Source organism: Hymenobacter segetis (genome assembly GCF_054776495.1).
This window is the reverse complement of record NZ_BAAHBV010000004.1, coordinates 44,351-67,048: the sequence shown is the minus strand read 5'-3', so window position 1 is coordinate 67,048 and position 22,698 is coordinate 44,351. Positions and strand designations below refer to the sequence as shown.

Below are 22,698 nucleotides of genomic sequence, written 5' to 3'. Positions count from 1 at the left end.
GAACTATTAGGGCAGGAGCATTTCTGAATAGGCGGAGCCATGGTGGTCACATCAGCTTTGCAAACTGGCCTGGTGCCATTCCCGTCGGGCGGTTAGAAGAAGAAACCCAATCGTGCCAGTAACAACTGCTCGGTAGAAGAGAGACCATACATGGCCGTTAGCGTCACCAGCGGCTTAGGCGACACCCAAAGGCCGCCACCGTAGCCCCGGTGCCAAGTAAGGGAGTCCTCGCCGGGCACCCACACCCGGCCCACGTCGTGGAAGGCCAGCACCCCAAACGTGAGCGGCAGCACCACCGTGCTAAAGCTGCCTAGCTGCAAGCGGGCCTCCAGATTGTTGTACAGGCTCTGGCGGCCCGCGAAGCGCGTGCGGCGAAAGCCGCGCAGGTTGCTGAGCCCACCGAGCGTAGCGGCTTGGAAAAACTCGTAGTCGCCAAAGTTAGCCGTGCCGCCGAACCGGCTGGCCAGCGTGAGGCGAAACGGCAGCCGGAAGCTGCGGTACAGCGCTAATTCAGAATTGAGCTGCGTCAGGGGACGGGCTGCGGCGGTGAGCGGGCGCTGTAGCGTGAGCTCGGTGCGCCAGTGCGCGCCCTGGGGCCAGGCAGCTTTGGCATGCAGACTGGTCATCTCCAGTCCTAGCTGCAGGCCCGCGTACTGCTTATCGGCAAAAAGACTGGCGGGGCGCAGGCGGTCATCGGAAAGCTGATGCAGAATGCGGTCGGCTTGGTCTTCCACTTCGACGGCTTGGTATTGCACCCCACCAAACACCTGCCAGCGCGGCGTGAGGGCCCGGCGCAGCATCACGGACGTTGCGACATTGCGGAATCGCACCCGGTAGTAGCTCAGCGGCTGTTCGGCGATAGGCTGGGTGTTATTGCCTAACCCGTAGAAGTTGCGCACGTAGTTTGGGGCCTCTACCAAAGCTTGCAACTGCACGTCGAGTCGACCAATGGCCTGGGTGAGCAAGCCGTTATAGGCGAAGCTGAACGCGCCGGTGGCCAAGGCTACATTGCCGGTCAGGGCGTGCGTGGCGGCCCAGGGCGACTTGCGAAAGCCGGGACGCTTGATGCCGACGCCCCATCCCAAGAAGATGCCGTCGTCCACGTTGTAGCTGCACGGCATGAGTGGCATCAGGATAGGGTATTGGAAGCTTTCGCGGTCGTAGGTACGCGTGCTTTCTGCCGGGTTCAGGTGCAGCCGGGTGGCAGCGTGGCCAACCATAGTCAGGCCTTGAGGCTCATCATAGGCCACAGTTTTGCGGCGGCTTGCGCCTACCTGGGAGCGGTCGATGAGGCTATCGGCCCCGGTGCCCCCGATTATTCGCACCACGGAACCCGTGCTTACGCGGCCACTCACCGTGAACAGGTCGTCGCCGCCCTGACCGTACAGGCGGATTTCCCTGGTTTCAGCCGTGAAAAACGTGCGGTTGTACAACAGCGCGCCGCGCTGACCGGCAGCAGTACGGGCATACATCCTCACCTGGGTTTGGGCATCATTTTGGCGCACCACATCGAAGTACTCGCCTTGATTGCTGCCGACCACATCTACCCCCTCGGCCAAGAAGAGGTAATACTTATTGGCCCAGGAAGGCAGGTCATTGCGATGGGCCCGTAGCTTGGCTAAAATTGTGGGGCCGGATAACTGGTAAATGGAATCGGGCCATTGGTGCAGCGCTTTTAGTAGCACGGCATCACTCAAACCAGCCTGCACCGAGTCGGCTACGGCGCGCCAGTCGGCCTGTCTCAGTTCCGTAAGAAAGGAGCGGTCGAAGTAGCGGGCCTGGTAGTTAAAGGTATTGATATTGCGAAAGCCTGTGTGAAATCCCTGGATGCGCGGCAACAAAAAGTCCATGCTGGCCTCGCGGGGCAGCAGGCCCTGGTTCACGAAAAAAGCTTGGTCGCGGTCGCGCGGCACGGCCCGAAACCGCTTGCCGCCGCCGGATAGGGGGTAGGCCAACCAACGCCATTGGTCTTCGTGGCGGTCCCAGTCACCTAGTAGCATATCCAGCAAGCGGGCACGGAGCACGGCGCGCTGGTCCACGCGGTTGCGGGCGTCGGCTTCTAGTGCCGCCAGGACATCGGCGGTGCTGTAGTTTTTACGCTCGGGCTGGCCGGTAAAGAGGCTCGGCGGCGTAGGCTCCCGGGCTTCAAGCAGTGCCAGCGTGCCCGCAAATTCCGGCCGGTACAGGCCCAGACGTGGGTCGTTGGGTACGTACACCAACTGCGGGTTGGAGTGCCCCACACCTGCCGCCTCGGCTAGCGTAGGCACGGCCAAGGCCGCGTACGGATGAGCCGCCGAAATCTGGTCCTGCACGATGGCTGTGGCAAACGTGTGTCGCAGAAACGGGGGGACCGAACTGGTCGTATTCTTCTCAACGGCCCGCAGTACATACTCCTGTCCACTACGAGCGCGCAGGCGCAACGCTTTGGTTTGCAGACCACCCCCACGTTTTAGTGGAATTAGCCCGCCTTCGGCCGTGCCCAGGTCCAGCACCGGTACTGTCAGCCGCTGCTCCCATTCGCGGCGATAATTGGTGCCCTGTAGCCACTTTTTCACTCGGCCTGCTTCATACTGCGTGCTGGCCTGCACCACCACGGTTTGGTTGCGAAAGCTGTGAATAAGGGTTGTATCGTTATCCTTGGGCCGGTTGGAAGTTGGGGTCAGCCATTGCCAATTGAAAAGGGGGCGGTTCGTAGTTTGACCGGCCGCGGGCGCCCAGTACGTTGCCCGCACCGTGTCTTTCATCGCATAGTCAAGACGCATGAGACCCGCCGGCTGGGGGGTATTGTCCCGCCAAGTTACCCGCGCTGTGCTACCGCTGACGAGGTAGTGCACGCCGTTCAATTCGTGGTAGTTCGGGTGGCGGCCCTGCCCGCTAACATATGCTAGGCCAGGGTATCTTTCCAGCGTACGGCGCAGTACCCGGCACAACAGACGGTAACCTGGATTGGGAAGGGCTGCCTGCTGCACGTAGCTGCCGGTTTTATAAATGGCGTGGTATCCGGCCACGACCACTTGCTTGCCGGCTGCATAGTTTCGGCGTAAGATATCATCGAGCAAAACCATCACGGCGGCGGGGTCCAGTGCCTCGCACCCGCTGGTACGCTTAGGTTGGTCATCGGCATATAACCACCACGGCGTATTAAGGACCACCAGCGTATGCTGCGCATCCAATACCACTTCGACCGGGCCGGGGCAGCCCGAGGCGGGCCAGACTACTTTGCCGCGACCAAGGAACTGCTCCAGCAGCAGTTGCGGTTCGCGGCCCAGTAGCCAGCCAGCCCCGCCCGGGACAACAACTAACCGGCCGGGAAAGCTCTGCAGGGGAGCCAGCAGTTGGCGCAGCCGAGCCTCGGCACGGGCACGTGGCGCGGCCGCGGTCGGTAGGGGCTGAAATAGTTGGTCGCCGAGGAGCACCAACGTACTCTGCGGCCCGGCTTGAGCGCGCAGCTTTTTTACGCTTTCTGCATAACTGGCCAGAGCCAGTCGGCCGGTTCCGCCCAAAAAGAAAACGGTGCTCGCCGGAGCGGGCGAGGCCTGCCCTTGGGCCATCGCAAGCCCAGGTAGCCCCAGCAGCACGAAGCCAACCAGTCGGCAGCAAAGCACTACGCAGGAGTAAAGACAATGCATCAGAGAGGGGCTCAATGGCGCAGCCTTCTGGAAGCCCCAGTGGCTTGCGGGGGCGGGGTACCGAGGTAGCCACCAGCTGGCAACCAATGAGGATACAAAGCCCTTATAACCCGGTCAACTCAAGCCCTGTGCCATGAATATGTAAGCTTAGAGACCCGCATCAAAAGGCTTTCACGATAGCGTGACGCAGGTTTTACTAACTTTTCACTTAAGTGGTTAGCCCTCTTTTCGGAACTGCCTCCAAATTTATACAGTGTTTTTTTTGGATATCTCCAATTACCTGGGAGCTGCATGCCATGCCATTCGCTTTTTTATGTGCCCGCGAGATACCCGCAAGGCAACTCGACTCTAGGCTAAAGTTCAGCATGTCGTGTTATGCATGGAAAGCTATTCATTGAGGACTAGGTAAATCAGAAGTATTGATATAGGGGTCTCACTAGAGTAGGAACAGAAAACCCCGCTAAGGAATTCGGTTCTGCTAGTTCCTGATTGGCCCTTAGCTACTACCCGCCCCTTGTCGTTCTTTTACGGCATGGAAGAGCTGCTGAATCCCCGACACCCGCTGGATAAGTACCACCAGTCGCAACTGGAGTTTCTGGCAGCGCTGCCGGAAGCGCAGCGCGCCTACCACGCCCGGCTGTTTCGGCTGGGTAATGCCAGTTACCGCTACCAGCAGCAGGCTGACGGCGAGGTAACGGAAGAGGATTTCCGCCATTGGCTGGAAGGCTTGCCCGAGAAGATGCGGCTAGCCATGGAACGTGATGGCTTTGCGGCCAGCAAGAACAGCCTGCCGCTCCGACGGCACGCGCTCGAGCGCCGTGACCTGGGCTACGATGCGTTCCTGCAAGCCATCCTTTCGCCCGAGGATTGGGCTTATCAGCAGGAGTTGGCGCAATCGCTACCCCCGAAGCAGGAACGCGTCTAAGGAGAGAAAATGAGCGGTTGACAACCGATTTTAAGTGGTCGAATAGGCCTTTCGGGCAAAAGTTTCGAGTTAAGAACGTTCGTTCATGAAAACAGTCCGAAGGTAAACGTCCTCTGTTTGATGAAACGAGAGTGGCTGTTGCAGAACTCTCCAAGCGCACGCATCTCCGGGCAACACAAAGGGCGGCCGGCAGAAAACGTGGCTTTAAGGGCTTGTTCGAGCAATTGATGACCTAATAAACAGGTGGTGACTGCCTGTTTCGGGAGTTCTGCAACAGCCACGGTCCGAATCGAAAAACGCGCCGTTAATCGAAACGAGGGTGGCTGTTGCAGCACTCCCTATCGGCCTTTCCAAGGTGCTGCCATTAGTTGAACCAGTCCTTGAACCCTGCGTTGCAGCCGTTTTTTGCTCGTCCCGCTGTTAAAGGCACGCTGTTTTCGAGCCAATTGCGGGTTGTGCAACAGCCACCACCGTTAAGGTGAACATGCCGGTTGCACCTGCGTGGTGCGCAGCACTATCCTGCTGCTACTACCTTGGTGCGCTCAAACCGCCGCGATGGAAAGAAAAAGTGGTCTCCTGGTGTGCCTGCTCGGTGGGGCGGCCGTCTCCCTGGCGTGTGGGTGCTGGTGGTTCGAAACCGAAGCGCAACTGCAGCACATCTACGATCAGTCCGAGGAGGCCTTTGTCGGACAAGCCATCGCCGCCATTGCCCCCCACGAGCCCGGGCGAAACCGCCGTTTTTTGGGCTACGATGTGTTGCTGCGCGTCACCAGCCGAAAAAAGGGCCTTGTCCGCCGCGATACCGTGTTGGTATTGCAAGAGGAGAGTAATTGCGCCCGCCCCTTCGTCAAAGACGATACGGTTAATGTTTTTGCGCACGTCATTCGCCACGTCCAGCCGCTGCTTCAACCGGGCCAAGAGCACTACTCTTACTTCGATGAGCAGCGCCAGTCCTTTTACCGAAGCGGTGGGGCCGCTGTGGTGAAGCGGGATCAGCAATGGGCGGGGCGTTTCCCGGCCATCACCACGAACCAATGCATTTCCTTCACTAACCGCCACCGCCTGGTGCCCGCCTTTTTTCGCGCAAAGCAGGATCAGTAGAGGCCTACTGACTGCCTGCTTTTGCCTTTTCCGACCGTTTAAATAGACAGCTTTGCGCTTCAAGTAATCGTTGCACTTCCACGTTTCTGGCACCGCATTTCTAGCCGAAGCCCCATTCTTGCCCGAGGAGTCCTTATATAAATAGGCAGGGGGCTTCCTCCGTCGCAGGCAGTGCCTGAGTGGGGCGAACCAGGGCCGCAAGTCGAGAGAGCCAATGGGCGAGTGCGATAGGCTTGCGCAATTTCATAAGCTGAAGTGCAGGTGTTCCACAAAGGACGCCCGCGCCCATTACCGGCAGATGTCGCGCCCGCTATGTTTTTATGAAGCCAGAAAAAAGAGCCCCAAGACCGCTTGGCGCGCGACTACTACCGTCAACAAGCACGGCCCAACTTGCAGATTGGGGCATGCTTGTGGGCTTTTAACCTAATTGTTTATCCGTATCGTGCCGTCGTAAAGCGCTAGCCATAATGGGGTGGTGCCGGCCGGGCCCACCCCCGACCCGACCGGGCTGATGTTCCCTCTTCGAAACAAAGGTACTCGCACCCTGTGCCTCCCGAAACCGTTTGGGGCAATCATAATCGAACCGTAACCCGTGCTTCATTCGGCCCATCCACGCCCGCTGGCGGGGCTAGGTGGGCCGGCGCTACTCCTTCAACCAACTGCTATCCTTCAACCAACTACCAAACCGACTTCTTCCCAAGTCCCGCTGCCGCCCCGCAACGGGACTTTTTGCTGCAGCCAGGGCTGCTTCTTTCTACCGAAAGTACTTGCGCGTCAGCCGGGCCCGAATCAATGGCGGCAGCGGCGTCCCGCGCGCATAATTCGCAATCACCGCTGCTTCCCGGGCCTTGCTGAAGCGCACCAGCTTGCTGATGCCGATGCCCATTGGGAGCGCTCCCAGGAAAGCGCCCTCCAGAATGGTTTCCCCTTTGTGCGGTTGCGTGGTGGGGCCGGTGCCCGGCGCGTACCCCACCGAAAACAGCGTGAACAGGCCCGTCAGCGGCAGACCGAGGAAGGTAAACGTCAGCCCGCCCGTGCGCCGGTCCTGAAACAGCAGGTGTACCGCCCGCACCGTGTCCACGGCCCGCGGCAACGGCACCAGGGCCGCGGCTGGCCGCAACGGGTCGGCGGGGGCCTGCGCCTGCGCCGACTCACCGAGGCACACCACCAGGAGTAATGCCAGCCACCGCCGCCAGGTTCGCATTCCAATCAATCCTCCAGACGCGGAATGGGCAGCGAGACGTACGGACATACCGGCAGGCAAAAAAGAAGACAAAGTTCGCCCTTGCCTACCCGTGGAAGGCGCGTCGGCCGTTACGCTGGTATTACCATTTGCTGGCGGGCCAGCTCCCATTATCAGCAAGCGCTTGGCCCCAAGCCCCACTCCGGCAGCCTATCTCAACGGCTATCCAGGCCCCGCCCTGAGCTCCCCGATTTCGGTGGCATGCTGACGGACAAACGAAGCGCGCAGGACGGACTCGGTCATGGCATTTAGCAGGCAGGGGAAAAATCTAACGGCCTCCGCAACTAATACGCGCTTTTTGCCCAATAATTTATTATAATATATAAATATTTAACAATATAGTAACGCATTCCGTCCTGTCAGCGGCATACTATCCACGTTCAAGGCTGTGCGCGTTAGTGCTTGGCTGCCGCCCGCCAGAAACCGGGCTTCATTTAAACGACTGAACCGATGCTCCGCCCGGCCACCCGACACCAGGTCTGTGTTCTAGCGTTTGGGCTACTGGCCGCTGGTTGTGGCGGTATGCCTCCGGAAAGCAAGATTCGGATGGATGGCTCCAGCACGGTTTTCCCCCTGACCGAAGCCGTGGTGGAGGAATACGCCCGGGAACACCCGGCGGCCCGCATCACGGTGGGCGTCTCGGGCACGGGCGGGGGCTTTCAGAAATTCTGCCGGCGGGAAATCGACGTGGCGAATGCCTCCCGGCCCATCAAAGCGAGCGAGCAGCAGCAGTGTCAGGGGCTGGACTACGCAGCGCTCACCGTGGCCTACGACGGGCTGGCCGTGGTGGTGAACCCGGCCAATACCTGGGTGCGGAGCCTGACGGTGGCCGAGCTGAAGAAGATGTGGGAGCCCGCCGCCCAGCACCGCCTCACGCACTGGAACCAGGTCCGGCCCGAGTGGCCCAAGGCCGAGATTCACCTGTTCGGGGCCGGTACGGCCTCGGGCACCTACGACTATTTCACCCAGGCCATTGTGGGGACCAGCCACGCCAGCCGGGGCGACTACACGGCCAGCGAAGACGACAACGTGCTGGTGCAGGGCATCGCCACCGACCGTCTGGCACTGGGCTTCTTCGGCTTTGCCTACTACGAGGCCAACCAGGCCGCCCTCAAGCTCGTGCCCATCGACGACGAGCGGGCCGACAACGGGGCCGGGCCGGTGGCGCCGTCGCCCGAAACGGTGAAGAACAAAACCTACGCGCCCCTGTCCCGGCCCCTGCTCCTGTACGTGAGCGGGCCCGCCGCCCGCCGCCCGGCCGTGCAGGCCTTCCTGCGCTTCTACCTGCGGCAGGCCCCGCGCCTGGCCCGCGAGGTGGGCTATTTCCCGCTGCCCCCCACGGAGTACGACCGCGAGGAGGCCCGCTTTGCCCGCTTTGTGGCCCAGTCCCGCTAGCCAATCTCACCCCGCCCTTCGTCCTTTAAGCTCATGAAAACGTCCGAACGCATCATTGAGGCGCTGCTGGCGCTGAGCGCGGGCCTGAGCGTGCTCACTACCGGGGGCATTATCTGGATTCTGGCCGTGGAGGCGGTGCATTTCTTTGGACAGGTGCCGCTGGGGGTGTTTCTGACCGATACGCAGTGGACGCCGCTCTTTGCCGAGCAGCACTTCGGCATCCTGCCGCTGGTGGCCGGCACGCTGCTCACCACGGGGGTGGCCGTCGCCGTCGCGCTGCCACTGGGGCTCATTATCGCGTTGTATTTCAGCGAGTACGCGTCGTCGGCGTTTCGCAACGTGGTCAAGCCGCTGCTCGAAATTCTGGCTTCCGTGCCCACGGTTGTCTATGGGTTCTTTGCCCTGACGGTCGTGACGCCGTTTTTGCAATCCCTGATTCCGGGCCTGGCCGGGTTCAGCGCCCTGTCGGCCGGTATCGTGATGGGCGTCATGATTCTGCCCTTCATTTCCTCGCTCAGCGAAGATGCCCTGGGGGCGGTGCCCGAATCCCTACGCGAAGCCTCCTACGCCCTGGGGGCCACGCGCCTGCAAACGGCCTTCCGGGTGATGGTGCCGGCCGCCTCGTCGGGCATCACCGTGTCGGTGATTCTGGCCATTTCCCGGGCCGTGGGCGAAACCATGATTGTGGCCATTGCCGCCGGCCAGGAGCCCCGCCTGACGGCCAATCCGCTGGTGCCCATCGAAACCATTACCACCTACATCGTGCAGGTCAGCTCGGGTGACGTGGCCTACGGCACGCTGGAGTACAACACGATTTTTGCCGCCGGCATCACCCTGTTCGGGCTCACCCTGCTGCTGAACAACCTCGGGTACTGGTTCCGCAAAAAATACCAGGAGCAATATGACTAGCACGACCCGCAACCGTCTGCTCGACCGCGGCTTTCGCGTGGTGGGCGTCCTGGCCACCGGAGCCGGGCTGTTGCTGCTGGCCCTGTTCCTGCTCGACATCGTGCACGCGGGGGCGGGGCGGCTCAGCGGCCCGTTTCTGCGCGGCCTGCCCTCGCGGTTTCCCGAGCGGGCGGGCATTTACACCGCCCTGCTGGGCACCACTTGGATAATCGTGCTCACCGCGCTACTGGCCGTGCCAGTCGGCATCGCGGCGGGCGTGTACCTGGAAGAATACGGCCACAAAGGCCGCTGGGCGGCGCTGCTCGAAGTTAACATCACCAACCTGGCCGGGGTGCCGTCGGTCATTTATGGCCTGCTCGGGCTCGAGGTATTCGTGCGGTTTCTGCGCCTGGGCAGCAGCGTGCTGGCCGCCGGCAGCACGCTGGCGCTGCTGATTCTGCCCATTCTCATCGTCACCACCCGCGAAGCGCTCAAGGCGGTGCCCCGGACGTTGCGCGAGGCTTCGTTTGCCCTCGGCGCCACGCGCTGGCAAACCATCTGGCACCAGGTGCTGCCGGCCGCGGCCGGCGGCATTTTCACGGGCCTGATTCTGGCCCTGGCCCGCGCCGTGGGCGAAACCGCCCCGCTGCTGGTCATTGGCGTGCTGGCCTACGTGCCCTTTGCCCCGGCCAGCCCCCTGGACGAATTCTCGGCCCTGCCGGTGCAGATTTTCAACTGGATTTCGCGGCCCCAAAAAGCGTTTGGGGCCAATGCGGCGGCGGCCATTATCGTGCTGCTGCTTATCACCTTCAGCCTCAACGGCGCGGCGATTTACCTGCGCTACCGCTGGCGCCAGCGCCTCCCGTAGCCGCGCCGGCCCCACTGCCTATTTTTCCCCTCATGCACGAACTTCAGTCTCAGCACGTCAGCGTTTATTACGGCCCGCAACGCGTGCTGGAAGACATCACCCTGGACGTCAGTGCGCGGACGGTGACGGCACTGATTGGGCCTTCGGGCTGCGGCAAATCCACGTTTCTGCGCCTGTTCAACCGCATGAACGACTTCATCCCCGACTGCCGCCACGAAGGCCACGTCCTCATCCACGGCCAGGATATCTATGCCCCGGAGGTGGTGGTGGAGGAGCTGCGCAAGCGCGTGGGCATGGTGTTTCAGCGGCCCAACCCCTTTCCCAAAAGCATTTACGACAACGTCACTTACGGGTTGGTGCTGCAGGGCGTGCGCACCAAGGCCGTGCTCGACGCGGCCGTGGAGCAGGCCCTGCGCCAGGCCGCGCTCTGGGACGAGGTGAAGGACAAGCTTACACAATCGGCCCTGGCCCTCTCGGGGGGGCAGCAGCAGCGCCTGTGCATCGCGCGGGTGCTGGCCGTCGAGCCCCAAATCCTGCTCATGGACGAGCCCGCTTCGGCCCTGGACCCCATTTCGACGGCCAAAATCGAGGAGCTCCTCTACGAATTGAAAAAGGACTACACCATCCTCATCGTGACGCACAACATGCAGCAGGCCGGCCGGGTGAGCGACAAAACGGCCTTCTTCAATTACGGCAGGCTCATCGAATATGACGACACGCGCATCCTCTTCACCCAGCCCCGGCACGAGCAGACCCAGAACTACATCACCGGCCGATTCGGCTGAACGGGTTTAGACGGACTGCTTTCATGGGGCCGGCTGGTGGCCGTTTTCTGCTGATTTTTCCATCATTCTATTCCATCATCATGGCCCACTTGGAAGTTGAAGTCCAGAAGCTTAAAAAGGAAGTGCACGCCATGTGGGGGCTGGTGCTCGGGCAGCTGCGCCACGCCCAGCAGGCGCTGCAGGCCCTCGACCCGGTCCTGGCCAAGGCGGTGGTAAAGCAGGAAAAACACATCAATAACAAGGAACTGCTGATTGAGCGCCACTGCGAGGACATCATCGCCCTGCACACGCCGGTGGCCATTGACCTGCGCTTCGTGCTGGCCGTGCTCAAGATTAACACTAGCCTGGAGCGGGTGGGCGATGCAGCTAAGGCCATTGCCAAATTCGTGCTCCACTCCGTGCTCGACGGCGAAATGCCGTTTGACGCACACTTGCTGGCCATCAGTCGGCTGAACGAGATGTGCCAGCAGGCCACCGGCTTGCTGGAGCTGGTGCAGCAGGCTTTCGAGCAGGAGGACAGCTCCCTGGCCCGGCGCATTTTTCTGGAAGGCAAGCTATTGGGCGACAACAACCTGAAAGCCCACGCGGCGATTGCCGACTACATCCGGGATAATCCCACCCAGGTGCATCAGGGCCTGCAGATGCTGCTCATCGTGCGCAAGCTCGACCGCATTGGGGACGAGGGCAAGAACATCGCCGAAGAGGTCATCTTCTACGTGGATGCCCAGGTGCTGCGCCACCAGTCCGGCCAGAAGCGCAACCGCTAGACGGGCATCCTGACTGCCCGGTGGGACCTGGGAAAAACATAACATTGAAAAGAACCTTTTGCAAGGGTTTATGGCCGTGCTTTGCATCATGATTTGGTAATACTGCCCCCGGCCCCGCACCTTGCTGCTTCGGCTGTCATGCTAATAATCAGTGCGTCGTGGCCGCTTATGGTCGGGTTCGCCATGGAGCGGCGGCGCCATTCCTCTTCCCTCATTGGCCCAGCCGCGGGCCTCACCCTTGTTTCCTTGTATGAGTAATCCCAAAAAACACCTCGTTGAACAATTAGCCGCGGCCGTTGCGCCCTTGGGCGGCGACGCTACCCCGGCAAGCGGGCCCAGCAAAGCCGTGGCCAAAACCCTGCGGCAGCTAGCCAAACAGCTCACCAAGCAGCAGAGCAAGCAGGCCAAAACGGCCCAGCAGCCCATGCCCCTCACCGCCAAGCGCGCTCGTAAAGCCCTGGCCGGCGAACTGGCCACCGCCTTGCAACCCTACTTTGAAGCAGCCGGAGAGCCAACCGCAAAAGCTCCGAAAAACGTTACCAAGGCCGTCAAGCGCCTGGCCGCACAGTTGGTTAAACAGCGCCACAAACAAGCCAAACACAGCGCCAAGCAGGCCAAGCTCAACGCGAAGCAGGCCGCCAAATCCGCCCAGCCCGTCGTAGCCAGTGAGCCCGTAGCCAAAGCGGCCCGCAAGCCGGCCGCTCGCGCCAGTGCGCCAGTCACGGCGCGTCGCCCGGCCGCCACCCCGAAGCGCACCACGTCCAAGGCAGCCGCATCATCTGCCGAAGCCGCCAACGGGTAGCCGGGTCAGGTTGTCCCTGCCAGGTCGAAATCCTCAACAACCACCCTTCCGCCAGACCGTCCAACCGGCAGGTTTGGCCTTACCCAAAATTCAAATGCCCTTCCGGCCATGTGGCGGGAAGGGCATTTTTGCGCGCTTACCTATCCGGTTTACGACTTTTCAGACGGGGCAGCCAACAAAGAAGGGCCTTGGCTTACTTCTGACGATTCGGCAACAGTGTTGGGTACGGACAAGCCTGCCGGTTGGGCGGTCTGGCGGAATGGTGATAGGTGGGGACAGGATATTATGCTGCCAACAAATGCATCTACGTGCTGAAAGGCGGGTCGCTGCTCAGGCCCGGGGTGCGGCATGCGCGGGCCAGCCGGGCGCTTATTTTGCCAGGAGCAGGTCGGGATAATCCGTGATGATGCCATCAACTCCTTGCCCAATCAACTCCCGGGCAACAGCGGCCGCATTCACCGTCCAGGGAATCAGCAGCAGCTGTTGCTGGTGGCAGGCCTGCACCAGTGCGGGCGTTACCAGCTGGTAGTTGGGGCTGTAAATCGTCGGCCGGAAACTAAGGCGCTGCAAATTAACGGTCAACTCTTCCTGGTTCTCGACCAACAACGCCGTGCGCAACGCCGGCTGCGTACGGTGGACAAGTTCCAGGGTGCGCGGGTCAAAGGATTGAATAATCACCCGGTCCTGAACGCCTTTCTGATTGATGACGGCCAGCAGCAGCCGCACGAATTCGGCAGGGGCCGGGTGGTTGATGCCGTCTCCCTCGGGCGTGGTTTTGGTCTCGATATTGTAGTACGGCACGGGGCGGCCCTTCCACCGCGCGTACGCCTCGGCGGAATCAATCACCTCGGCCAGCAGCGGCTTATTGGTGCGCAGCTTTTGCTGCCGGGGAAACCTGGGGTTGCCGTGACTGCCCACATCGTAGCGCCGGATTTCGGCGTAGGGCAGCGCGTACAGCCGCAGGCTTTTTTCTTCTGTCTTCGTGATGAGGGAACCGTCGGGTAGGGACACGAAGTCGGCGTTCATAAACGGGTCGTGTGAGAGCAGCACCTGCTTGTCCTGGCTGATGGCGATGTCCATTTCCAGCGTCGTCACGCCCAAATCCAACGCCTTGCGCATGGCCGGAATGGTGTTTTCCGGCATCAGCCCGCGGCCGCCGCGGTGGCCCTGCAGGTCGAGCGGACGCTGCTGTGCCTCAGCGTTGCCCAGCAAGCCCGGCAACGCCAGGGCAGCAAGCAAGAGTGGTTTTCTCATCATCAGACGGCGATGGTATCGTGGTACACCTGCCCGAACCGGTCGGTGGCTTCGATGCGAATTTCCTTCGCGTTGGCCGAAGGCCGGGCAAAGAAAAGGTGGTCGGTCAGAGTGGGCTCCACCCATTTGTGCTTGGCGGGCAGCTGGTCGCCGGACTGCAGCCGCACGGCCAGCGGGTCGAGGCCGACTTGCTGTTGCATGTCGCCCTGGCGCACCCCGTTTTCAAACCACACGACTTTCCATTGCGGGTCCCAGTTCCACACGTTGGCCACGATGTCATCGGGCCGGCCCGCCACGCTGCCTTTGGGGTAGGAGCGGAGCTGGTGCTCGCGGTCGTGGCCGACGGATTTGTAGTACCACTTCACCTCGCCGCCGCTCACCTCGTACACGCCGTAGCCGCTGGGCGTGCCGTCGGTGCAGATGGGGCCGGTCCACCACGCGCCGCACACCGCGCCGTGGGTATGCTCGATGGTGTTTTCATTGAAAATCTTCTCGCACACGTGGGTGTGGCCCGACATGATGTGCACCGCGTAAGGCTTGAGCAGGCGGTACAACTCGGCCCGGTTCGAGACCACCCCGCCCAGGGATTCCTCTTTGAGCTTGTTGCGGCGCTGGTCGCCGCTGTCCACCGGAATGTGGAGGGCCACCACCACCGTCGTGCCGGGTTTAACGTGGCTTAAATCCTGCTCCAGCCACTGCAGCTGCTTCTCGGTGAGGTAACCGATATACTTTTTGGGCGGGCCAATGAAGAAGACGTCATCCAGCACGACGTAGTGAATTTCGCCCCGGTTGAAGGAATAATACGTGGGGCCAAACAGGCTTTTGAACGTCTGGGCCGAGCCCTCGTCGGCGCGGGCCGTGAGGTTCATGTCGTGGTTGCCGATAACCTGGAAGAAGGGCAGGCCGGTGATTTCAACGGCTTTTTTGTAGTCCTCAAACAGCTCGTGCTTGTCCCACACCAAATCCCCGCAGCCAATGGCAAACGTGCTGCCATCGTACTGGGCGGCCAGCTTTTTGAGGTCAGGCGCGGAGCTGGTAAGCAGCTCGTGGCAGTCCTTCTTGCTAATCATCTGCGGGTCGGCCCACACGATGAACGTGTGCCTGGTGTCGTCGCCGGCCAGCTTTTGCAGGGCGAAATCGGCCGTCATCTTATCCGTACCCGGCTTGATGGGCTGAAAGAACTGCGCCACGCCCTTCTCGTGCGGAAACGCGTAGCCGCGCGGAATAGTGAGGTGTACGAACTCGGCCGTGGCGTTGCTTTCCAGCGTGTATTTGCCGGCTTTGTCGGTGAGGACGATGTTGTTGCCGTCCGTCACGGGCACGCCCGCGATGCCGGTGCCGTTCTGGTGCACCTTGCCCCTGATGGTGAGCGGCGCGAGGCTCAGCGGCTGGCCGCCGGGCGCGGCCGGGATTTCTTCAGCGGCGAGCGCGGCCGGCGCAAACGGCAGGCTCAGGCCGGCACTGACGAGACCGAGATTTTGAAGGAATTGTCTGCGAAACATGGGAGGGGGAAGTTAGAAGAACGTCCTGCCGAACCGCGTTCGGCAGGACGTTCCTGATTACTCAGCGTCAGTTAGTTTTCGTAAATGGCAATGTCATCCAGCCCCAGCCGGCCGTTGAGCACGGCCGGCGGCGCGCTCACGCCCAGGCCCAGCTTGTTGATGCGGAAGCGCACCGGACCGCTGATATTCATCAGGAAAGTGATGGAGTGCTGCCAGTTGCCGGCATCGGTGACAGTAGCGCCGGTTTGCTGCCAGGTGGCGCCCTGGTTCTGCGAATATTCCAGCTTCCAGGAGCTGGCCGCATCGGTGTAGTAGGCGCCGTAAATGAGCGTGACTTTGGTGGCGCCGTTGGGTAGGTCGAACTTCATTTCGACCATGGCCGGCACCGTCAGGCCCTGCTGCATGCGGATACCCTGGGTGCCGGTGTAGCGGTCGCGCCCCGAAGTATTACCCAGGATGGACTGGTACAGCTTCCACGGGCCGCTGCCGAAGGTCACGGTATTGTCGGGCACGGCGGCGGTGTTCATGTCGTAACTGCCTTTGCTGGCGGCGGGCACCAATTCGAAGCTCTCGGGGAAGTTGCGGTAGATGGGGCCACTGGGGTCCACGGCATCGGCGGCGGTGCGCAGCCAGAGCTGCGGGGCCGCAGCCTGGGCAGCATCGACCCCACCCACCGGGATGCCCACGAAGGTGGCGCTGGCCGGGATGCGGCGGGTGGCAAAGCTGGCGCTGGTTTCGGTGTGCAGGGTGAGGCGTTTGCCCGCACCATCGGCCAGGGTTTTGTTGCCGGCGTAGGTATCGCCCGAAACGGGCAGCGGCGTGATGCTGCCGCCCGTGATGCGCACCAGCGTGCCCTCGTAGGCATCGAAGTTGGTGAGCAGGGTCTCGATATTGAGGTCGCGGGCGGTCACGGCGTTGCCGCTGCTCACTTTGCGCACGCGGTCGGCCGTCACGCCTTCGAGTCGCAGGGCGCCGGCCGTTTTGGTCAGCGTGGCCCCGGCAATGTCCACCACCACCGAGTCGCCCACGGCCGCATTGGAATTCCCATTCAGCGGAATAATGATGCCGCGCACCACGCCGCGCCGCTTGTTCTGCACCACGAGGGTCGTGGGGCCACCGGGTACGTTCGCGCCGCCGGCATCCGATATCACGAGGCCCACCACCTGGTGCGCCCCCGAAAGCTGGGCCGCTTCCAGCACCACGTTCGAGCCGGTGTACAGCCGGCGCAGGTCTTCGAGCGAAACGTTCGGGCTGGGCTGGCCGCCCGCGTAGTCGGGGTTTTCCTCCAGGCAACTGGTGCAGGCCAGGGCCGCAAACAGCACCAGGAGGCTGGTTACAAGGGAATGTTTCATTGCTGCTTGGGGAGTGAAATGGGTGGGCCGTCCGGATGATTGTCGCCGAAGCAGGCCGTTCTGGTTGATTCGTATGGATTCAGACATCGGCCCCTACAATTGCCACCACACCTTCGTGTTGATATCATCCGGGCCCTGGTCGGCCACGGCGGCCTGGTAGTTCACCTGATTGAGGCTCTGCACGTAGAGGGGGTAGTTGATTCGGGCGGGCATCTGGCGGTTGTTTTTCAGGCCGGGACCCAGGGGCAACACCGGGTGGCCGCTGCGGCGGTACTCAAACCACTGCTGGAAATCGGTGAAAAACAGCGCGTAGTATTTCTGGAGGTGAATCTGGTCGAGCTTGACCACGGTGCTGTTGGCGGGCTCCCACTTCACGTCGCCGCCGGTGAGGTAACCGGTGGGCACGGTAAGCCCCCAGAGGGTGATGCCGTTGGTGGTGCCGGTTTCGTAGTAGGTTTTGGCATCGCCGGTGGCCCAGCCGCGCAGCACCACTTCGGCCAGGATGAGCTGGACTTCAGGGTAATTGAGGATGTTGCCGAGCAGCGGCTCCGTCATCAAGGCGGCGGGGTAGGTGGACTTGGCCACCGGAATCTGGGTGGGCAGGTAGCCACTCGGGATACCCTCGTAGGTGCCGTTGGAGAGGGTGGCCCACTTAGCCAGGCGCGGGTCGTTCCACTCCACGAGGTTGTTGATGAAGAACTCACTCATCGAGCTGAACGAGCTGAAATCGGCCGTGCGCCAGGTCTGGAAGGGCGACTGGTACGGGGCCGTGCCCGTCCAGCGCACGATGGCCGACTCGGCGTTATTGGCGATGAGCGGATAGTCGCTGGCGTGCGTATTCACCAGGTCGCGCAGCTTGGCCTGCGGGCTCAGCCCGCCCGGGGCAATGGCCTCGGTGCGGTTCGAGACGCGCAGCAACAGGCGCAGGTAGAGCGAGTTGCCAAACTTGCGCCACTTCAGGGCATTGCCCTGGTAGAGGGGGTCGAGCAGGGCCTGGTCGGCGGTGAGGTTGGTATTGGCTTTGAGCAGCTCGTTGGCTTCTTCCAGCTTCGCAAACAGGTCCCGGTAGATGTCCTCCTGCCGGTCAAACTTGGGCTGGAGCTGCCCGCTGCGGCCCTGAATGGCCTCCGAGTACGGTACGTCGCCAAACGTGTCGGTGAGCAGCGAGAAAGTCCAGACCTCGCAGATGCGGGCGATAGCCATGAAGGTGCTGCTCTTCACCGTGGCCGCGCTGGCATACATGTCGCGGAAGTCGGTGAGCTGGGTGTACCAGCCGTTCCACATGTAGTCCGCCTCGGCGGGGCGGATGACGTAGCGGTGGAACTCGTCGTTGTCGACCCGCGAGACGTGCACCTGCATCAACTCATTAGTGATGCGGAAGGCCCGGTCCATGTTGCGCTTCACCAGGTCGGTGAGCGCCGGGGCCAGCAGCGTTTCGGGGATGACGTTGGGGTTCTGGTTGGGGTTGATGTTCATTTCCTCGAAGCCCTTGGTGCAGGCCGAAAGGGTGCTCAGGCCGGTGGCGACGAGGAATAGCCCGGCGAATAAGTTGCTCTTTTTCATGGGGAGTGCTTGAGGCGCTTAGATGCCCACGGTTAGGTTGATGCCCATGGTGCGGGTGCTGGGAAACTGGCCCAGCTCAAAGCCCAGGTCGATGGTCCCGTCGTTCAGGGTGCCGAACTCGGGGTCGAAGGCGGGCCACTTGGTGAAAATGAACAGGTCGCGGCCGTACACGCCGATGGAGGCCTGCGTGAGCTTCAGCTTGCTGAGCAGCGTAGCGGGCAGGGCATAGTCAAGGCGCATTTCGCGCAGCTTGATGAAGTCGGTACGGAAAAGGTTGGCTTCCACGTTGTCGCGCCCGTAGTGGGCCGTGTAGTAGGCCGGGATGTTCTCGGCCACCACGTCGTTGGGGCGGAAGGTGCCGTCGCCGTTGGCAATCACGCCGTTGCCGATGATGCCGTTGTAGCGGCCCGGCAGGGTGAGGGTGGATTTGCCCTGCTCGGCCAGCACGGCGTTGGTCATCGAGTAGGCTTTGGCCCCGAATTGCCCGTCGAACAGGATATTCAGGCGCAGCTGCTTGTAGCTGAACTCGGTGCCGGCGCTGGCTTTCCACTGCGGCAATGCATTGCCGAGGTACTTGATTTCGTCGCCCAGCACCGGGTAGCCGTTCTGGTAGATAATCTGGCCATCGGGCGCGCGCTCATAGCCGCGCCCGTAGATGGCGCCCATCGTGCCGCCGGGCCGGGCTTCCACCGAGCCCCGGCCGCCGGGGCCGCGCTGAAGCTGGTAGGTCCCGACGCTGTCGGCCAGCTCCACCACCATGTTGCGGTTGGCAGTGAAGGTGCCGTAGGCTTTCCAGTTGAAGCCTTTCGGGCTGGTTATCAGCGTGGCGTTGGCCTGGATTTCCAGGCCCTGATTGCGCACCAGGCCGGCGTTGAGCACGGCGTAGTTGTAGCCCGAAGCGCGGTCGATGGGCACCCGCAGAATCTGGTCGAAGGTGTTGTTGCGGTACACCGCCACGTCGAGGCCAATGCGGTTGCGCAGGAAGCGCAGGTCGGCGCCCAGCTCCACACTTTCGGTGCGGCGCGGCTTGAGGCCGGCATTGGCAATGGCATCGGGGTTGCTCAGGCCCGAAGGGTAGCCCGTGGCCACGGCGTAGGTGTAGGAGGTTTGGTAGGGCGTGGTGGTGCCGCTGCCCACCTGCGACCAGGAGCCCCGCAGCTTGGCAAACGACACGAACTCCGGCAGCGGCAGCACCTGCGAGAGCACCGTGCTCAGGCTGGCCGACGGGTAGAAGAAGCCCGTGTTGGCCGTCGAGCCGGCGGTTGCCAGGGTGCTGGTCCAGTCCTGGCGGGCCGTCAGGTCGAGGTACAGGAAATTATGGTAGCCGATGGAGGCCAGTCCGTAGAAGCTATTCACCGCGAACTCGGCCTTGTAGGGCAGCGCCAGCAAGGAACCGCGCACGTTGGAGGTGTAGTAGACCCCGGGGAACAGCAGGCGCTCGGCCCGCAGCTCGTCCTTGTTGTAGCGGTTGCGCAGGGTGCTGCCCCCGCCCGAGAGGCTGGTTTCAAACATGCCAAACTTGTGGGCGTACTGCAGCAGGAAATCGTGGTTCATCTCCTGCGAAAAGATGTTCTGCGTGCGGTACATGCCTTCCTTGTACTTCTCGGTATCAAAGGGGCGCTGCTGCGAGCGGGCCTCGTAGGAAAAGTCCAGGGCCGAGCGCAGCATCAGGTTCCAGTCCTTGCTGAACTTGTAGTTCACCTGCACGTTGCCGGTGAGGGAGTTGCGGCTGCTCTTGTTCAGCATCTGCTGGGTAATCAGGTATGGGTTGTCCACCAGGCTGCTGAAGGGGTAGCGCTGCGTGATGCCCGTGGCCCCGGGGGCCCAGTAGTCCTTTATCCAGTTGAGGTCGGCATTGGGCAGCTGGAACATGGTCCAGTACATTATCGTCTGGTTGTTGTAACCGGTGCTGGGCAGGTTGTCGCTGTTGCGGTTGGTGTAGTTGACTTTGGTCGACACTGTGAGCCGGTCTGTAATCTTCTGGCTGGCCGACAGCGCCACGGTGTTGCGGTCGTAGCCCGTGTTCGGGATAATCCAGGTGTTCTGCAGGTTGGTCAGCGAGAGGCGCACGGCCGTGCGGTCGGTACCGCCGTCGATGGCCACGGTGTTGGTGAAGGTTTTGCCCGTTTCAAAGAAGTCCTTACGGTTGTTTTTGTAGGGCATCCAGGGCGTGCGCTCGGTACCGGCCGCGTTGGTGGTGGGGTCGTACTGGAAGTAGGACTGCCCGTCGAATTTCGGCCCCCAGGCCGAACTGGTGCTGCGGGTGCTGGGCCCGTCGGCCGTGGCCCCGTAGGAGTAGTAGTTCTCGCCCACCGCGCCCTGGCCGTACTCGTACTGGAAGTCGGGCCAACGCGAAATCGGGTCAAATGCCGCGTTTGAGTTAAACGTCACGCCAATGCCCTTCTGGCGTGCCCGGCCCGATTTGGTGGTGATAATCACCGCGCCGTTGCCGCCGCGCGAGCCGTAGAGCGCCGTAGCACCCGGCCCCTTGAGTACCGTCACCGACTCAATGTCCTCGGGGTTGATGTCGTTGAGGCTGGTGCCAAAATCCACCGGCGACTCGCTTTGCAGATAGGCCGTGCTGCCGCTGCCGGTGGCGCGGTTGCTGCCCCCCAGCACCACGCCATCCACCACAATCAGGGCATCGTTGTCCCCGGCCAGCGAGCTTTCGCCGCGCAGCACAATCTTGTTGGAGCCGGCCGGCCCGCCTCCGGATTTCACCAGGTTAAGGCCCGCCACTTTGCCCGAGAGCGCATCGGTCCAGTTGTTGGATTTGGCCTGGGTGAGCTGCTCGTTGCTCACCTGCGTCACGGAGTAGCCCAGCGCCTTTTCCTCGCGCCTGATGCCCAGTGCGGTCACCACTACCTCGTCTAGGCTGGTGATGTCTTCGCGCAGGGTCAGGTCGTAGGTCGTTTTGTCGCCCACGGTCAGCTCCTGGCCTTCAAAACCGATGAAGGAGAAAATCAGCACGTTGCCGGGCTGCGCGGTCAGCTCGTAGGAGCCGTTGGGGTCGGTGGTGGTACCGGTAGTAGTGTCTTTTATGCGCACCGAAACGCCGGGCATGCCTTCGCCTTTGGCGTCTACCACGCGGCCCTTCACGGGCTTGGGGGCGGCGGCGCTGCCGCTCTTCATCAGAATGCGCTTGTTCTGCACTGTGAACTGCACGCCGGCCTGGGCTGAAATCAGCTGCAAAATCTCTGTCAGGGTGCTGTGCGGGGCATCCACGCTGATTTTACGGCTCAGCACATTAGCCTGGTCCGCGTACAGAAACCGGTAGCCGGTTTGCTGCTCGATGCTGGCCAGCACGTCCGCCAGCGGCTGCTGACGCGCCGTGATGGCGCAGGGCGTGGCGCCAGGGCTCTGCACCAGGGCCAGCCCGGCAGACAGGGCCGGCAGCGGGGCCGGACTAAGCGCCGTAAGGCTCAATCCCACCAGCGCGCGCCGCCAGCGCCGCCCCGTTTCGGGGTACCTCGTCTTTTTCATAGATTTGTGTGTGAGGGTTGTTAAGTTTTTTCGGATTTAATGGACTCTCCAACTCGCCGGCAGGTACGAACTGCCGGTTTTTTACCGGAAGGCAGTGGGCGCCAACCCGCTGTCTTCCTCTTGAAATGCTTTATTCACCAGACGATTTCGCGGCCGCTTGCCGCAGGTATATCACCTTGCCTTCGCGCCGGTAATCGAGGGAGCCCGCCTGGTGCAGAGCGCCCAGCACGGCGGTCAGCGGCTCATTATTAAAGGTGGCCCAGAGGCGGATTTCGGCCGTAGCCGGGTCGGCAAACACCAGCTTCACGCCGTAGAGGCGCTCGATTTGACTGGCAGCATCGGCCAGCTTCTCGTTTTGAAATACCAGCTTGTTGCTGCGCCAGGCCGTGACTCTGGCCTTGTTGAACGCCTGCCGGTAGATGCGGCCCGTAGCGTGGTCACCCAGCAGCTGCTGGCCCGGCGCGAGGAGGTACTGCCCGTGATCATCGTTGACCTGCACCTGGCCTTCGACCAGTGAAACGGCCGTCTGGCTGGCTCCGCGAACCGCACTGACGTTGAACTTGGTACCCAGCACCTGCGTCACCCAGGTGCCGCTGTGCACCCGAAACGGCCGGTGCGGGTTCTTGCTGACTTCAAAGAAAGCCTCGCCTTCCAGATAGACTTCGCGGGAGGTTTCGCTAAACCGGACCGGGTACCGCAGCTGACTCTGCGGAGCCAGGGTCACGAGCGAGCCATCGGGCAGGCGAATGGTTTGCTGCCGGCCGGCCGGCGTAAGGCTCAGCCGGTAGGCAGGCACCGTAGGCCGCGCGTAGAAATACCCGCCGCCAAGTACACTCAGCAGCACCAGGAGGGCTGCCGTCTGGTATCGCCGGGCCAGGCGCCAACGACGAATGGCCGGCGGGGCCACGGGGACCGGCGGGGCCAGCCGGGCTTTTACCTGCCGGAGCGCGGCGGCGGTGGCCGCCGGGGCGGGGGGCGTCGGGCTGGCCTGCCAGACGGCTTTGAGTTGTTCGAAGGTCCGTTCGTGGTCGGACGATTGGGCGACCCAGGTGGCGAGCCGCTCGTTCTCGTCCGACGACGTTTGCCGGGCCAGGTAGCGGGTAATGAGCAGGTAGATTTCTTCGGCTTCCAAGGGGCATCG

General features: G+C 62.1%; 16 protein-coding genes. 8 read left to right on the top strand and 8 right to left on the bottom strand.

Annotation, left to right across the window (positions count from 1 at the left end):
• Window positions 1-92: 92 nt before the first annotated feature.
• On the bottom strand, window positions 93-3,551 hold the full coding sequence (locus tag ACYU70_RS21170) for a BamA/TamA family outer membrane protein (RefSeq protein WP_342298889.1): 3,459 nt from the start codon (window positions 3,549-3,551) through the stop codon (window positions 93-95).
• 592 nt (window positions 3,552-4,143) lie between these two features.
• Here ACYU70_RS21170 and ACYU70_RS21165 point away from each other — a divergent pair.
• A complete protein-coding gene (locus ACYU70_RS21165; RefSeq protein ID WP_342298890.1) occupies window positions 4,144-4,554 on the top strand; it encodes a hypothetical protein in 411 nt (136 codons plus the stop codon).
• A gap of 555 nt (window positions 4,555-5,109) precedes the next feature.
• Window positions 5,110-5,655 (top strand): hypothetical protein, encoded by a 546-nt coding sequence (locus ACYU70_RS21160; protein ID WP_342298891.1) that lies wholly within the window; start codon window positions 5,110-5,112, stop codon window positions 5,653-5,655.
• A 754-nt stretch (window positions 5,656-6,409) separates the two neighbouring features.
• Here ACYU70_RS21160 and ACYU70_RS21155 read toward each other — a convergent pair.
• Complete coding sequence (locus ACYU70_RS21155) at window positions 6,410-6,907, bottom strand: hypothetical protein (protein WP_342298893.1); 498 nt, start codon at window positions 6,905-6,907, stop codon at window positions 6,410-6,412.
• Window positions 6,908-7,420: 513 nt separating this feature from the next.
• On the opposite strand from ACYU70_RS21155, the gene ACYU70_RS21150 reads away from it, so the two are divergent.
• The 6 genes from ACYU70_RS21150 to ACYU70_RS21125 all read left to right on the top strand — a co-directional run bounded on the left by ACYU70_RS21150 (window position 7,421) and on the right by ACYU70_RS21125 (window position 12,403).
• Window positions 7,421-8,293, top strand: a complete 873-nt coding sequence (locus ACYU70_RS21150) for a PstS family phosphate ABC transporter substrate-binding protein (RefSeq protein ID WP_342298896.1) — start codon at window positions 7,421-7,423, stop codon at window positions 8,291-8,293.
• Between the two features lie 33 nt (window positions 8,294-8,326).
• Window positions 8,327-9,202, top strand: coding sequence for a phosphate ABC transporter permease subunit PstC (gene pstC, locus ACYU70_RS21145; RefSeq protein ID WP_342298899.1), 876 nt, complete (start codon window positions 8,327-8,329; stop codon window positions 9,200-9,202).
• Window positions 9,195-10,049 carry a phosphate ABC transporter permease PstA gene (pstA, locus tag ACYU70_RS21140; protein WP_342298900.1) on the top strand — a complete coding sequence of 285 codons (855 nt, stop codon included), beginning with the start codon at window positions 9,195-9,197 and terminating at the stop codon, window positions 10,047-10,049. The genes pstC and pstA overlap by 8 nt, the downstream gene beginning before the upstream one ends.
• 32 nt (window positions 10,050-10,081) lie before the next feature.
• On the top strand, window positions 10,082-10,834 hold the full coding sequence (pstB, locus tag ACYU70_RS21135) for a phosphate ABC transporter ATP-binding protein PstB (RefSeq protein ID WP_342298902.1): 753 nt from the start codon (window positions 10,082-10,084) through the stop codon (window positions 10,832-10,834).
• A gap of 80 nt (window positions 10,835-10,914) precedes the next feature.
• Entirely contained in the window at window positions 10,915-11,601 is a 687-nt protein-coding gene (phoU, locus tag ACYU70_RS21130; protein WP_342298904.1) for a phosphate signaling complex protein PhoU, read from the top strand.
• Window positions 11,602-11,851: 250 nt separating this feature from the next.
• Window positions 11,852-12,403: a hypothetical protein gene (locus ACYU70_RS21125; protein ID WP_342298906.1), complete on the top strand. Its 552-nt coding sequence runs from the start codon at window positions 11,852-11,854 to the stop codon at window positions 12,401-12,403.
• A gap of 369 nt (window positions 12,404-12,772) precedes the next feature.
• On the opposite strand, the gene ACYU70_RS21120 is transcribed toward ACYU70_RS21125, so the two are convergent.
• From ACYU70_RS21120 to ACYU70_RS21095, 6 genes are all read right to left on the bottom strand, one after another.
• A complete protein-coding gene (locus ACYU70_RS21120) occupies window positions 12,773-13,657 on the bottom strand; it encodes a glycerophosphodiester phosphodiesterase family protein (protein WP_342298908.1) in 885 nt (294 codons plus the stop codon).
• A gap of 2 nt (window positions 13,658-13,659) precedes the next feature.
• Window positions 13,660-15,159 (bottom strand): calcineurin-like phosphoesterase family protein, encoded by a 1,500-nt coding sequence (locus ACYU70_RS21115; RefSeq protein WP_342298910.1) that lies wholly within the window; start codon window positions 15,157-15,159, stop codon window positions 13,660-13,662.
• A gap of 71 nt (window positions 15,160-15,230) precedes the next feature.
• Window positions 15,231-16,511 (bottom strand): DUF5689 domain-containing protein, encoded by a 1,281-nt coding sequence (locus ACYU70_RS21110; RefSeq protein WP_342298913.1) that lies wholly within the window; start codon window positions 16,509-16,511, stop codon window positions 15,231-15,233.
• A 93-nt stretch (window positions 16,512-16,604) separates the two neighbouring features.
• Complete coding sequence (locus ACYU70_RS21105; RefSeq protein WP_342298914.1) at window positions 16,605-18,074, bottom strand: SusD/RagB family nutrient-binding outer membrane lipoprotein; 1,470 nt, start codon at window positions 18,072-18,074, stop codon at window positions 16,605-16,607.
• Window positions 18,075-18,092: 18 nt separating this feature from the next.
• Window positions 18,093-21,557 (bottom strand): SusC/RagA family TonB-linked outer membrane protein, encoded by a 3,465-nt coding sequence (locus tag ACYU70_RS21100; RefSeq protein WP_342298915.1) that lies wholly within the window; start codon window positions 21,555-21,557, stop codon window positions 18,093-18,095.
• 130 nt (window positions 21,558-21,687) lie between these two features.
• On the bottom strand, window positions 21,688-22,689 hold the full coding sequence (locus ACYU70_RS21095) for a FecR family protein (protein ID WP_342298917.1): 1,002 nt from the start codon (window positions 22,687-22,689) through the stop codon (window positions 21,688-21,690).
• Between the last annotated feature and the right edge of the window lie 9 nt (window positions 22,690-22,698).

Coding starts and splice junctions, on each gene's coding strand:
- ACYU70_RS21160 (WP_342298891.1), top strand. CDS start 5,110: ATGGAAAGAAAAAGTGGTCTCCTGGTGTGCCTGCTCGGTGGGGCGGCC.
- pstB (WP_342298902.1), top strand. CDS start 10,082: ATGCACGAACTTCAGTCTCAGCACGTCAGCGTTTATTACGGCCCGCAA.
- ACYU70_RS21150 (WP_342298896.1), top strand. CDS start 7,421: ATGCCTCCGGAAAGCAAGATTCGGATGGATGGCTCCAGCACGGTTTTC.
- ACYU70_RS21110 (WP_342298913.1), bottom strand. CDS start 16,511: ATGAAACATTCCCTTGTAACCAGCCTCCTGGTGCTGTTTGCGGCCCTG.
- pstA (WP_342298900.1), top strand. CDS start 9,195: ATGACTAGCACGACCCGCAACCGTCTGCTCGACCGCGGCTTTCGCGTG.
- ACYU70_RS21105 (WP_342298914.1), bottom strand. CDS start 18,074: ATGAAAAAGAGCAACTTATTCGCCGGGCTATTCCTCGTCGCCACCGGC.
- phoU (WP_342298904.1), top strand. CDS start 10,915: ATGGCCCACTTGGAAGTTGAAGTCCAGAAGCTTAAAAAGGAAGTGCAC.
- ACYU70_RS21125 (WP_342298906.1), top strand. CDS start 11,852: ATGAGTAATCCCAAAAAACACCTCGTTGAACAATTAGCCGCGGCCGTT.
- ACYU70_RS21120 (WP_342298908.1), bottom strand. CDS start 13,657: ATGAGAAAACCACTCTTGCTTGCTGCCCTGGCGTTGCCGGGCTTGCTG.
- pstC (WP_342298899.1), top strand. CDS start 8,327: ATGAAAACGTCCGAACGCATCATTGAGGCGCTGCTGGCGCTGAGCGCG.
- ACYU70_RS21100 (WP_342298915.1), bottom strand. CDS start 21,557: ATGAAAAAGACGAGGTACCCCGAAACGGGGCGGCGCTGGCGGCGCGCG.
- ACYU70_RS21170 (WP_342298889.1), bottom strand. CDS start 3,551: ATGGCCCAAGGGCAGGCCTCGCCCGCTCCGGCGAGCACCGTTTTCTTT.
- ACYU70_RS21115 (WP_342298910.1), bottom strand. CDS start 15,159: ATGTTTCGCAGACAATTCCTTCAAAATCTCGGTCTCGTCAGTGCCGGC.
- ACYU70_RS21155 (WP_342298893.1), bottom strand. CDS start 6,907: ATGTCCGTACGTCTCGCTGCCCATTCCGCGTCTGGAGGATTGATTGGA.